9 protein-coding genes and 1 pseudogene are annotated in these 12,501 nt (G+C 67.0%); all 10 read right to left on the bottom strand.

The features are described 5' to 3' along the window. Nucleotides 1–58 precede the first annotated feature (58 nt). Nucleotides 59–1,384 (bottom strand): annotated as a pseudogene (gene ftsW / locus AB4Y67_RS08560) (putative lipid II flippase FtsW); the annotation flags it as partial. Between the two features lie 2 nt (nt 1,385–1,386). Beyond that, nucleotides 1,387–2,988 carry a UDP-N-acetylmuramoyl-L-alanine--D-glutamate ligase gene (murD, locus tag AB4Y67_RS08555; RefSeq protein ID WP_441405351.1) on the bottom strand — a complete coding sequence of 534 codons (1,602 nt, stop codon included), beginning with the start codon at nt 2,986–2,988 and terminating at the stop codon, nt 1,387–1,389. After that, on the bottom strand, nt 2,970–4,079 hold the full coding sequence (gene mraY / locus AB4Y67_RS08550) for a phospho-N-acetylmuramoyl-pentapeptide-transferase (RefSeq protein ID WP_441405350.1): 1,110 nt from the start codon (nt 4,077–4,079) through the stop codon (nt 2,970–2,972). The genes murD and mraY overlap by 19 nt, the downstream gene beginning before the upstream one ends. Beyond that, a complete protein-coding gene (locus tag AB4Y67_RS08545) occupies nt 4,076–5,554 on the bottom strand; it encodes a UDP-N-acetylmuramoyl-tripeptide--D-alanyl-D-alanine ligase (RefSeq protein ID WP_441405349.1) in 1,479 nt (492 codons plus the stop codon). Before AB4Y67_RS08545 ends, mraY begins: the two co-directional genes overlap by 4 nt. 6 nt (nt 5,555–5,560) lie before the next feature. After that, nucleotides 5,561–7,219, bottom strand: coding sequence for a UDP-N-acetylmuramoyl-L-alanyl-D-glutamate--2,6-diaminopimelate ligase (locus AB4Y67_RS08540; RefSeq protein WP_441405348.1), 1,659 nt, complete (start codon nt 7,217–7,219; stop codon nt 5,561–5,563). Between the two features lie 123 nt (nt 7,220–7,342). After that, nucleotides 7,343–9,139, bottom strand: coding sequence for a peptidoglycan D,D-transpeptidase FtsI family protein (locus AB4Y67_RS08535; RefSeq protein WP_441405347.1), 1,797 nt, complete (start codon nt 9,137–9,139; stop codon nt 7,343–7,345). Nucleotides 9,140–9,180: 41 nt separating this feature from the next. Next, the gene (locus AB4Y67_RS08530; protein WP_441405346.1) at nt 9,181–9,873 is read right to left on the bottom strand and encodes a hypothetical protein; all 693 of its coding nucleotides are present in this window, start codon (nt 9,871–9,873) and stop codon (nt 9,181–9,183) included. After that, entirely contained in the window at nt 9,870–10,868 is a 999-nt protein-coding gene (gene rsmH, locus AB4Y67_RS08525) for a 16S rRNA (cytosine(1402)-N(4))-methyltransferase RsmH (RefSeq protein ID WP_441405345.1), read from the bottom strand. Before rsmH ends, AB4Y67_RS08530 begins: the two co-directional genes overlap by 4 nt. A 197-nt stretch (nt 10,869–11,065) precedes the next feature. Then, nucleotides 11,066–11,494 (bottom strand): division/cell wall cluster transcriptional repressor MraZ, encoded by a 429-nt coding sequence (mraZ, locus tag AB4Y67_RS08520; protein WP_056431195.1) that lies wholly within the window; start codon nt 11,492–11,494, stop codon nt 11,066–11,068. Between the two features lie 432 nt (nt 11,495–11,926). Next, nucleotides 11,927–12,301, bottom strand: coding sequence for a DUF3040 domain-containing protein (locus AB4Y67_RS08515; RefSeq protein ID WP_441405344.1), 375 nt, complete (start codon nt 12,299–12,301; stop codon nt 11,927–11,929). Nucleotides 12,302–12,501: the final 200 nt, after the last annotated feature.

Here is a 12,501-nt window from a genome sequence, read left to right as displayed (position 1 = left end):
TGCTCTTGGCTGCGTCGCGCTCGGCGTTCCGCTTCCGCAGGGACGCCGCCAGCCCGGCCGGGCCGTACCTGAACAACCCCTTGGGCTGGAGCCCGGGCGCCATCTGAGCCCGGGCCAGTGACAAGACTACGCCGATCGCGCACAGGGACATGAGCAGCGCCGAGCCGCCGTAGGAAATGAACGGGAGCGGGATGCCCACCACGGGGGCCAGTCCGGTGACCACGGCCATGTTGACCGTCGCCTGGCCCAGCAGCCAGACCATGATGGTGCCGGCCAGGACGCGGTGGAACATGTCCTTCTGGGCTACTACAACCCGGTAGATGGCGGTGCCGAGGATGGCGAAGAGCACCAGCACCACGAGTGTTCCGACCAGTCCGAGCTCCTCGCCGATGATGGCGAAGATGAAGTCGTTGTGGGCTTCCGGGATCCAGCTGTATTTCTGCCGGCTTTGCCCCAGCCCCACCCCGAACCAGCCCCCGGAGGCCAGGCCGTACAGGCCGTTGGTCGACTGGTAGTTGAGGTCGGAGCCGTCCGCGCAGGTCTGGCCGGACCAGGACAGGATCCGGCACATCCGGTTGGGGCTGGTGATCGCCATAACGGCCGTGCCCACGGCGATGACGGCGCCGGCGATGCCGAACAGGTACAGCCGCACCCCGGCGAAGAACAGGGCGGCGGCCGTGATCATCATGACGATCATGGCGGTGCCGAGGTCGTTGCCCACCAGGATGAGGCCGATCACTCCTGCGGCTCCCGGGAGAACCACGGGGACCAGGGCGTGCCGTGCCTGGGAGAGCAACTTGGCCTTGCGGTCCAGGACCGTGGCCATCCACAAGGCAAGCGCCAGTTTGGCCGCCTCGGAAGGCTGGAACGTGAACGGCCCGACGTCGATCCAGTTCTTGTTGCCGAGGGCGCTGCGGCCGACCAGCAGCACCAGCACCAGCAGGACGAAGGCGACGATGATGGCGATCCAGGCGCCGCGTTTGAGCCAGACGACGTTGACCCGCGAGAGCAGGAACATGCCAAACAGCCCGATCCCGGCGAACAGCCCCTGCTTCAGGGCTGCCGTGTAGGGCGACTCCCCCGCTGCGATGGCCTCGACGCTGGAGGCCGAGAGCACCATCATGATGCCGATCGCCGTCAGTGCCAGGGTGGAACCCAGGATCAGGTAGTACGTGGAGCCGTTGCGGGACTTGCCCGTTCCTTCGAGGGCGGACCAGAAACCCCGATACCAGCCCCGGACCTTGCGGCCGGCTGCTTGCACGCCGGCTGGGGCCGGCACGTCGGAAGGCCGGGTTGCCGACGACGAGGTTGCTGACGACGGTGTTCCGGACGGCTTGGTTGCAGCCGAAGAGGCCGCGGGGGAACGTGTGGGCGTGCTGACCATAGTTACTCCTTGCTGGTCTGAGCCTGCCCTTCCACGAGCTCGCGGACAGCTTCAATGAAGGCGTCGCCACGGTGAGCGTAGGAAGAGAACTGGTCCATGGATGCAGCCGCCGGGGCCAGGAGCACTGTGTCCCCGGAGGCGGCTAGCTGCGCCGCCGAGGCAACAGCCCGAGCCATCACAGTCTCGCCGAAGATCGGTGAGGGTCCTGCTTCGGCGTCGGCCGTCCCGGCAGTCTGCACCTGTTCAGTTTCGCCCTTCCCCTCACCGATCACGGGGACATCCGGTGCGTGTCGCTGCAGCGCGGAGCGCAGATCGCCGGAGTCCGCCCCGATCAGGACCACGGCCTTGAGCCGGCGCGCGTGCTCCTGGACAAGCGCGTCGTAATTCACGCCTTTGGAGAGCCCGCCGGCGATCCACACGACGTTCTCGAACGCGGAGAGCGATGCCGCGGCCGCATGCGGGTTCGTGGCTTTGGAGTCGTTGACCCAGAGGACGCCGTCGTGCCGTGCGACAACCTGGATGCGGTGGTCCCCCGGCAGGTAGTTCAGCAGACCCTTGCGCACGGCGGCAGGTTCGACGCCGTAGGCCCGGACCAACGCCGCCGCGGCCAGGGCATTGGCCACCATGTGACGCGGGGCCACGGCGCCAAGGTCGGACACGGACGCCAGTTCCGCGGCGCTGTCCTTGCGCTCGGCGATGAAGGCGCGGTCCACCAGCAGTCCCTCGACGACGCCGAGCATGCTGACGGCCGGCGTGACGGTGGTGAAGGCCACCGCGCGGCAGCCTTCGACGACGTCGGCTTCTTCGACCATGCGTTCGGTTTCGATCTGCTCGGCGTTGTAGACGCAAGCCTTCTGGGTGTTTTCGTAGACCTTGGCCTTGTCCGCCAGGTAGGACGCGTAGGAGCCGTGCCAGTCCACGTGGTCCTCGGCCACGTTAAGGCAGACGCTCGCCACCGGGGAGACCGAATCGCTCCAGTGCAGCTGGAAGCTGGAGAGCTCGACGGCGAAGACGTCGTAGTCCACCGGATCGCGCAGGGCGTCCAGGATCGGGGTGCCGACGTTGCCGACGGCGATCGCCTTGAGTCCGGCGGCCTGCAGCATCGATTCGGTCAGCCCGACGGTGGTGGTCTTGCCATTAGTGCCGGTGATGGTGAGCCAGTCCGCGGTCTTGCGTCCCTTGCGTTCCCGGACCCGCCACGCGAGTTCGACGTCGCCCCAGACGGGGATGTGGGCCCTCGCGGCTGCGGCGAGCAGGGCCTGGTCCGGCCGCCAGCCCGGGGAGGTGACGATCAGGTCCGGCTTTGCACCGTCGATTTTCGGGACGGTCTCCACGGCGTCCTCGCCGAGCAGGACGTCCACGGCCCCGACGATGCGCAGGGTGTCTGCCTGGGCCTGCGCCGTGGTGCCGGTGGCGGCGTCCACGACGACCACGCGGGCACCAAGTTCGATCAGTGTGTCCGCGGCGGCGAAGCCGGACACTCCGATGCCGGTGACGACGACCCGCAGTCCGGCCCAGTCGGAGTCCCAGGTGACCAGGTCCTGGAGCCTGGGTGAGGTGGTGAGGGGCGCCGGAATAGGACCAGTCACAGCAGTACCACCCATTCGGCGTAGAAGATGCCCAGTCCGGCGGCGACAAAGAGGCCACACAGGATCCAGAACCGGACGACGACGGTGACTTCCGCCCAGCCTTTGAGTTCAAAGTGGTGCTGGAGCGGGGCCATCTTGAAGAATCTCTTGCCCTTGGTGAGCTTGAAGTAGCCGACCTGGATGATCACCGAGAGGGTGATGAGCACGAAGAGGCCGCCGATGAAGGCGAGCAGCAGCTCGGTCCGGGACAGGATCGCGAAGCCGGCGACGGCGCCGCCGATGGCCAGAGACCCGGTGTCCCCCATAAAGATCTTGGCCGGTGACGTGTTCCACCACAGGAAGCCCACCAGGGCCGCGCTGAGGATGGCGGCGAGCAGGGCAAGGTCCAGCGGGTCACGGACCGTGTAGCAGCCGGAGCCTGCCTGCCGCGGCGAACCGCAGGACTGGTTGCTCTGCCAGATGCCCATGAGGGTGTAGGCGCCGAACACCATGATGGAGGCGCCGGCGGCGAGTCCGTCCAGGCCGTCCGTGAGGTTCACGCCGTTGGTGGCGGCGGTGATGATCAGGTTGGACCACAGCACGAAGAGGATGGTGCCCAGGAGCGTGCCGGCGAAGGCCAGGTTCAGCCACGGGATGTCGCGGACCAGGGAGATCTGGTACGACGCGGGCGTCACCCCGGTCTCGTCCGGGAAATAGAGTGCGAGGATCGCGAAGATGATGCCTACGGCGGCCTGCAGGATCAGCTTGGCCTTGGCGTTCAGGCCCAGGCTCCGCTGCTTGGAGATCTTGATGAAGTCATCCAGGAATCCGACCAGCCCCATGCCGACCATCAGGAACAGCAGCAGCAGGGCCGAGGCGGACGGGCCCGGCGACGCCGGGTTGATCAGCCACATGATCAGATGCGTGATGCCGTAGCTCGCGAGCACCGCCAGGACGACGACGGTGCCTCCCATCGTGGGGGTGCCGCGCTTGGTGTGGTGGGAGGTGGGGCCGTCATCCCGGATGAATTGCCCGTAGCTCTTCCGGACCAGGAAGCGGATGAAGAGCGGGGTGCCCAGGAAGGCAAACAGCAGGGCCAGTCCAGCGCCCATCAGCAGTGCAATCACAGCAGCGCACTCCCTTCAGTGGCGGTTCCGGCAGTGTCTGGGGGTAATGCTATCCGATCGCCCAAATGACGCAGCCCGATGCTGTTGGAAGACTTGAAGAGCACCAGGTCACCGGGTTCCAGTTCCGCCTGCAGCAGTTCGTAGGCCTCGTCCGGGGTCTCGGCGAAGACGCATTCGTTGCCCCAGGATCCCTCGTTGACGGCGGAGACGTAGAGCGAGCGTGCCTCGCGTCCCACGACGACGAGTCGGGAAATATTGAGCCGCACCACCTGGGTGCCGACCGCCATGTGTTCGCGGATGGAATCGGGGCCCAGTTCGAGCATCGCGCCCAGCACGGCCCAGGTCCGCCGGCCGCGTCCGAGGTCGGCGAGCGTGCGCAGGGCTGCGCGCATGGATTCCGGGTTGGCGTTGTAGGCATCGTTGATGATGGTGACGCCGTCGGCCCGCTCGGTCCGCTCCATCCGCCAGCGGCTGGCGGCCGTTTGGGCGCTGAGGGACGCGGCGATCCGCGCCGCCGGTACGCCGGCCGAGTGCGCGGCAGCCGCGGCCGCCAGCAGGTTGGCGATGTGGTGCGCGCCGATCAGCCGGGCCGTGACGTGGTGGCCGGTGCTCTCACCGGGCAGGAAAAGTTCGAATTCCGGGCAGCCGCCGGCATTCAGCTCGACGCCTTCCGCGCGGACCCGCCCGGCTCCTGCTGCGTCGCCGGCAGCCTGGGCCGTGTAGCCAAGGACAGTGGCCCGGGTGCGCTCCGCCATCGCGGCGACCCGCGCATCGTCCAGGTTGAGGACGGCGGTGCCTTCGGACGGCAGCGCCTCAACGAGTTCGCCCTTGGCGCGGGCGATGTTCTCCACTCCGCCGAACTCGCCGGCGTGGGCAGTGCCGACGCCAAGGACCACTCCGATATCGGGGCGGACCATCTCCGCAAGGTAGCTGATGTGTCCTACACCCGTGGCACCCATCTCGATCACGAGGTAACGGGTGTCGACCCCGGCCTTGAAAACGGTGAGCGGAACGCCGACTTCGCCGTTGTAGGAACCCTGCGGGGCAATGGTTGGACCCTCCGCGGCGAGAATTCCGGCGAGCAGGTCCTTGGTGGTGGTTTTCCCGGCGGAACCGGTAATGCCGATCACGGTCAGCGGCTCGCCGTCGGCCGCGCGGCTGGCACGGATCCGTCGGACGGCTTCCGCGGCGAGGGCACCCATCGCGAGGACCGAGTCCTTGACCACAACGGCGGGGTAGTTGACCCCGGCCCCGTCGGCGACGTCGTGCTCGACGAGCGCCAGTACGGCGCCGCGGTCGAACGCGGCGGCGACGAAGTCGTGGCCGTCGGCCGTCTCCCCCGGCTTGGCCACGTAGAGGGATCCCGGTGCGGCTTCCCGGGAGTCGGTCACCACGGACCCGGGGGTAATCCCCGGTTCCGCGGCCAGCCGGCCGTTGGTAATGTCGGCGATTTCCGCCGCGGTAAATGCAATCATGTCGGTTTAGGACTCTATCCGCTGGTCTTCGAGAACGGTGAATCCCCGAGCTGTCAAGGCGGAGCGGAGCTCCACCCTGTCGTCAAGGGCGAGGTTGACACCCTTGACTTCCTGCCACACTTCGTGGCCCCGTCCCGCGACGAGGATGGTGTCTGCCGGGCCCGCGAGTTCCACGGCTTTCCGGATGGCGACGTCCCGGGGGTAAACCTCCAGGATGGTGCAGCCGAGGCCCTCGTCTTCCTTGGCCCCGGTCGCGCCGGCCATCACGTCGGCACGGATCGCCGCGGCGTCCTCGTCGTGCGGGTCGTCGTCGCTGACGATGACGGTGTCGGCAAGGCGTGCGGCGATGGCACCCATGGCCGGGCGCTTGCCCTGGTCGCGTTGTCCGGTGGCGCCAAAGACGATGATCACGCGGGATCCCGGTTCCGGGGAACGTACCGCCTCCAGTGCCCGTGCCAGGGCGTCCGGGTTGTGGGCAAAGTCGACCACCGCGGCGGGGGCGGTGGAGACGAGTTGCATGCGGCCGGGGACGGCGACCGTGAAGGGGTCGCCCGCGTCGAGGGCCGCCTGGACGGTAGCGGCGTCGTGGCCGCCGTCGAGCACCATGACTGTGGCCAGCGCGGCGTTGGCCACGTTGAAGCTGCCGGGCAGCCCGGCATGGACGCGCAGTTCCGTGCCGCTGCTGTGGCGGAGGGTGAAGTCCGTGCCGAGCCCGCGCGGGGCCGGGTTGATGACCGTCCAGTCCGCCGCTGCCGGCGTCCCGGCCGCCGTGCCGTCGCCGTGGGTGGCCAGTGTGGTGACCGGGATGCCGGCGGTGGCGGCCAGCGTTCGGCCCCACTCATCGTCAACTGTCACGACGGCGCGGCGGGCCCGTTCCGGGGTGAAGAGCCGGGCCTTGGTCTGGAAGTACTCGTCCATGCTTCCGTGCAGGTCGAGGTGGTCCTGGGTCAGGTTGGTGAAGCCGGCGACGTCGAACACTACCCCGTCCACGCGGTGGAACGAGACGGCGTGCGAGGAGACCTCCATGGAGGCGGCGTCGAGGCCGCGTTCCCGCATCAGCGCGAGCAGGGCGTGGACATCGGTGGATTCGGGTGTCGTGAGGAGACTGGGAATCGGCGCGCCGCCGGCCAGGATCTCGATGGTGCCGATCAGTCCGGTCTTCTGCCCGAGGGCCTGCAGCAGGGCGTTGATGAAGTACGTGGTGGTGGTTTTGCCGTTGGTGCCCGTGACGCCGAAGAGCGCCGGGGTCTGCGCATCCTGGGGGCGGCGCTGGTAGATCAGGGCGGAGAGTCCGCCCACGAGGCTTCGGGGTTCCTCTGCCAGGAGCACCGGAACGGCAATGTCGTGCGAGAACGCCAGCAGGCGCGCGCCGGCGTCGTCCGTCAGCACGGCCGCCGCTCCGGCCTCCACCGCCTGGGAGACAAAGTCGGCACCGTGCCGGCTCGCACCGGGCAGTGCGACGTACAGGTCGCCGGGCAGCACGGCGCGGGAATTCAGGGAGATCCCGGTGACCAGGACAGTGCCGGATGCGCCGGGGACAACGACGCCGATCGACGCACCGATGGTGGCCAGTGGCACGGCCGCCACCGCAGAGGGCCGGAAGGCCGAGGTGGATCCGGGACCGGACGGCGCGGCGGAAGCGCCGGGGGCATTCTGATCTGACAAGTGGATCTCCGTTGGTGGTGCTGGCGGATCGGGCGCTGCGCGCGGAGGAACACTCCGGCCCGCAGGCTCATTTTCCCGGTACAGGTTCGTGGTGGACGGGCTGGTGCTGGTTTCTCGCGCGTGCTACTTGGCGTACTGCGGCAACCGGACGGGCTCTCCGGTGGACGGCGGGACGTTGTACGTCCGCAGCGCCTGGCTCATCACGGACCGGAAAACCGGTCCGTTCGAGATTCCGTAGATATCGCCCTTGGGCCGTTGCAGGACCACTTCAACAATAAACCGCGGATCGTCCATCGGCGCCATCCCCACCATCGACGCCGTGAAGCCGCAGAACCCGGCGGTGCCGTCGTCACACGGCGATTGCGAGGTGCCGGTCTTGGCCCCGACCCGGTAGCCGTCCAGCCCCGCTTCCTTGATCTGGCCCTCCGTGACGGCGCTCTCGAGGATGTCCCGGACCTGCCGGGCGGTGTCCGGGGAGACAATTTGCCGGGGATCCTGCGCCGGCACTTTCTCCTCTGTGCCGTCAGGGGTGATGTAGCTGTCGATCAGCCGCGGCTGGAGCATCACGCCGTTGTTGGCGATGCTTTGGAAGGCCCGGACGGTCTGGAGCGTGGACTGCGAGACGCCCTGGCCGAACAGCACGGTGTACTCCTGGCGGCCGTCCCATTGCTCGTAGGGTGTCAGGATGCCCTTGGTCTGGGCAGGGAGTCCAATGTCCGGCGCCTCCCCGATGCCGAACTTCTTCAGCCAGTCGTAGCGCTGCTCCTTGCTGAGCCGCTGGCCGGCCATGACGGTGCCGGTGTTCATGGACCAGCCCAGGATGCCGGCCAGGGTCCGGTCCTCGGTGCCGTGGGTGAAGGAGTCGTTGAACGTCTGACCGTCCACGGTGTACGACGGCGGGATGGTGAACTTGTCCAGCGGACTGGATTTGCCCTCCTCGATCAGGGCTGAGGCCGTGATCATCTTCTCCACCGAGCCGGGCTCGTAGGCGGCCGTGACGGCACGGACGCCGCGGTCTTTCGCATCGACCTTGCCCGGATCGTTGGGGTCCGGGGCGTTGGTGTCCGCCATTGCGATGATGTCGCCGGTCTTGATGTCCTGGACGATGACGACGCCCCACTCGGCACTGAGTTTGTCCCGCTGGCTTTGAATGGCCTGCTGGGCGAAGTACTGGAGATCCGAGTTCAGGGTGAGCTTGATGTCCTTGCCGTTCACGGCGGGGGTCAGCTGGTCCACTCCGACCGGGATGCGGAGCCCGTCGGCGCCGATCTCGAAGAGCCGCTTGCCGGGGGTGCCTTTCAGGATCTCGTCCTGCGTCTGCTCGAGGCCGGCCTGGCCGGTGGTGCCGTCCCTCAGGAAGCCCACAATCCCGCCGGCCACCGAGCCGTTGGGGTACACACGCTTGCTGGTGCCTACTGTGACGATGCCGGGGATCTGGAGTTTGGAGATGCGGTCCTCGACGTCGGGCTTCACGTCCTTGGCGACGATGTAGTACGGCTGGTTCCCGGTGAGAGCATCCTTGAGCGTGGACTTCTCCATGCCGAGCAGTGCGGCGAGCTCGGAGATGCCCTCGTCCCGGGACACTTTAACGAGCTCTTCCGTGGCCTCGTCGAAACGCCGGAACGTCTCGGTTTTGGTGTTGACTCTCTGGTCGACGACGACGTTGTAGCGGATCACGCTGCTGGCAAGGACAGTGCCGTTGGCGTCCAGGATGCTGCCGCGCTCGGCTGGAAGTTCGACCGGTGTGAGCCTGTTCTGGAGGGCGGCCTCGGCCATGCCTCCGACGTCGAGGCCCTGGACGAGGAAGAGCTTTCCGCCGACGACCAGGAGGAGCGTCAGCATGACGCCAAGGCCCAGGCGCAGCCGCCGGGTCGCGTTCGGCGCTTTCGCCTTGCGTGCCTTGCCGGTGTTCTGCGCCACGATGTTTCCTTGCTTCTTGCCTGGCTGGTGGTCCGTCCTGCTTACTGTCCCGGGACCTTCTGCGCGGGGGCAGGAACGGAGCCGCCGTGGAGTTCGACTGCCGGTGCGGCGGGGGCGGGTGCAGCCTCGGGCGCGGGTTCCGCGGCTGCCGGCGCTGCGGCGGCCGGGGTCGTTGCCGCAGCAGCTGGGTCGGCGGCTGCCGGCTTGCGGTTCGCGAGAGGCTCATTGACGGTGGCGGGCGGAACAACGTTGAGCTGGCCCGCGACCGCCGGGGCGGCGATAACGGCCCCGGGGGCGTCGCCCTTCACCGCCGGCTTGGCTTTGCCCGTGACGGTCAGGGTGGACAGATCAATCTGGCCCTTGCCGGTGGAGGTGACCATGCCCAGCTCGGTGGCCTTCGCGGCCAGGTTCTGCGGGGCGTCGAAGTTCTGCACCTGCTGGGTCAGGTCCTGGTTCTGCTTCGTCAGGGTGGACTGCTGGCTCCGCAGCTGCACCAGCTGGTACTGCGCCGTCGAGACGGAGATGTTCAGGACCAGCACTGCGATGAGGGCAACGGCGAGGAGGCCGAAGCACAGCACAACGAACGGGGCGCGCCGTTTCCGCGGGGCCGACTGGACCAGAGAGAGCGGAGTGCGCGCCTTCCGGGAGGGACCGGTACCGGGGGTGATCCCGGGGAGGGCGCGGGCCGTGGCGCCTGTGGCAACGGGGAATCTGCTGACAGCGGCGGTGCTCATACGGCCCTCCTGGCTTTGATACGTTCCACGGCGCGGAGCCTGGCGGAGGCAGCGCGTGGGTTTTCGGCGATTTCGGCGGCGGTGGGCACTTCGGTGCCCTTCGTCAGGGTTTTCAGTGCCGCCTTGTGCTCTTCCAGCTCGACGGGGAAGCCGAGAGGCGCGGAGGACTTGGATCCGGCCTGGAAGAAGCCCTTGACGATCTTGTCTTCCAGCGAGTGGTAGGACATCACGACGACGCGGCCTCCGACGGCGATCGCGTCGATGGCTGCGGGGATGGCACGTTCCAGGACGTCGAGTTCCTCGTTGACTTCAATCCGGAGGGCCTGGAAGGTGCGTTTGGCGGGATGTCCGCCGGATTTGGCGGCACCGGCGGGGACTACATCGCGGATCTGCTCGACCAGTTCCCCTGTCGTGGTGAAGGGCTTCGCGGCGCGTGCGGTGACAATCCGGTTGGCGATGCGGCCGGCGAACTTCTCCTCGCCCCACTTCCGGATGATCCGGACCAGGTCCTCTTCGCTGTAGTTGTTGACGACGTCGGCGGCGGTTTGGCCGCGGCTCGTGTCCATGCGCATGTCCAGCGGGGCGTCAAAGGAGTACGCGAAGCCGCGTTCGCGTTCGTCCAGCTGGAGCGAGGAGACCCCGAGGTCCATCAGGACTCCGTGGACCTCCGCGAAGCCGAGGTCCACCAGGACGTCGGGGATTTCGTCGTACACGGCGTGCACCAGGTCGGTCCGGTTGGCGAAGGGCTTGAGCCGCTCCCCCGCCAGGGCCAGTGCTTCCTCGTCACGGTCGATGCCGATGAGGTGCAGTTCCGGGAAGCGCTGCAGCATTGCCTCGGAGTGGCCGCCCATGCCCAGAGTTGCGTCGATGACCACGGGGGTCTCGCCGCGGCTGCGGGCTGCTTCGAATCCGGGTGCCAACAAAGTGATGCACCGGTCTTTGAGGACCGGTACATGCCGTTCGGACGTAGGCTTCGCCTGGTCAGGGTCCGTCATGCCTGCGTCCTTTCGTTGTCCGGCTGAATTGTTGGAGTGCTGTTGCGGGCCGTGCTGGCCGCTTCTTGGTCCAGATCCCCATCCGCGCCTATCCTGCGTCCGCCTGGCTCCGGGGAAGTGAGCCAGGAAATCAGCTGGATGGGCGGCTGGAGATCTTGATCAAGAATCGTGCTGCACTGCTTGGTTCCTGTGGGGCTTCAGAGAATCCCCGGTATGGCGTCGTCGGTCTCCGAGAAGGCCGTTTCCTTCTCTGCGAGGTATTCGTTCCAGGCCTGGGCGTCCCAGATCTCAGCGCGGGTTCCTGCACCAATAACGGCGAGTTCCCGGCCGAGTCCTGCATACTCCCGGAGCGCCGGCGGAATCGTCACGCGCCCCTGCTTGTCAGGTACCTCGTCGGAGGCTCCAGAGAGGAAGACCCGGATGTAGTCACGAGCCTGCTTGTTGGAGATTGGAGCCTCCCGCATTTGCTCGTGAACCCGGCCGAATTCCGCCTCACTGAAAACGTAGATGCAGCGTTCCTGGCCCCTTGTGAGAACCAGTCCGCCGGCAAGCTCCTCACGGAACTTCGCGGGAAGGATGATTCGACCTTTTTCGTCCAGACGCGGCGAATGTGTGCCGAGAAACACGGCCCACCGCCTGTCTGTTCGTAGGAAGCCCAACGTCCCCTGTGCTGCCACTACCCTCTTACGTCCTCCACATTACTCCACATCCCTCCACAGTCAACGACACGCCGAAGATTTTCGCGTCTATTTGTGGGACTGACTGCCTCCAGGTTCCTTGCAATGGCAGGGATGTGGGCCCGGTGGTGCGCAGTGGAGGGACTGGAGAGGGCGTCAGCCGTCCGCTGCCTGGCACGGCCCAGGCAGGGGGCCGCGGTGGTTCTTTCGGTGTTCCTGCGGCGCTGTATGCGGCAGGAACACCCTGTTTAACGGCAAAAGACCCGCCGAAGCGGGTCTTCTATGCCACCTGTGGTGTCCCTGTGGTGCGGAATGGAGGGCGGGGGCTGGAAGCTGGAACCGGTAGGCCAGTACCGGAGGAACGGGCCGCCCCTTCGGGGCTCAGGATTCCCCGCGGTGCCTCTCGTCCCAGCGTTCCTCAAGATTGCTCATGAACGAACTCCTGGGCTTCCCGGACTTCCGGGCCGTGCCCGCGGCTTTGGCTTTGCCGGCAGCCGAAGCGCGCATGGTGGCGTAGTAGACGCCTGCGCCCATCACCACAAAGCCCAGAACGCCTACGAAGATGTTCTGGATCGTCACGCCGAAGAGCAGGATTACGACGCCGGCCAGCGTGGCCAGGACACCGATCACCAGATGGCGGGTTGACCATGAACGTCCCGCGTCCGAGCCCATCGAGCTGGCGAACTTGGGATCGTCCTCATGCAGCTGCTTCTCAAGTTGCTCCAGCAACTTCTGTTCGTGCTCCGAGAGCGGCATCACGACCTCCTTAAGTCGGCCAACGTCCAGACTGACGCGGCCAGTGTCCCTAAACCCACAACGTGCGGGATTCGCGCGTGGTTCCCATTCGCCGCCGTTGCTCGAATGGGGTTTTCCACGGCCCCTTGCGGGGTGTTCAGCTGGTCCTGCATTAGTCCGAACGCTCGATCCAGTCGTTCCAAACTTACGTATAAATAAGG

This window comes from Arthrobacter sp. YAF17 (assembly GCF_052113365.1).
In the GTDB taxonomy this organism is placed as follows: Bacteria; Actinomycetota; Actinomycetes; order Actinomycetales; family Micrococcaceae; genus Arthrobacter.
Note: the sequence above shows the minus strand (reverse complement) of the source record. Positions and strands in the feature narration are given on the sequence as shown.

Coding starts and splice junctions, on each gene's coding strand:
- AB4Y67_RS08530 (WP_441405346.1), bottom strand. CDS start 9,873: ATGAGCACCGCCGCTGTCAGCAGATTCCCCGTTGCCACAGGCGCCACG.
- murD (WP_441405351.1), bottom strand. CDS start 2,988: ATGGGTGGTACTGCTGTGACTGGTCCTATTCCGGCGCCCCTCACCACC.
- AB4Y67_RS08515 (WP_441405344.1), bottom strand. CDS start 12,301: ATGCCGCTCTCGGAGCACGAACAGAAGTTGCTGGAGCAACTTGAGAAG.
- rsmH (WP_441405345.1), bottom strand. CDS start 10,868: ATGACGGACCCTGACCAGGCGAAGCCTACGTCCGAACGGCATGTACCG.
- AB4Y67_RS08545 (WP_441405349.1), bottom strand. CDS start 5,554: ATGATTGCATTTACCGCGGCGGAAATCGCCGACATTACCAACGGCCGG.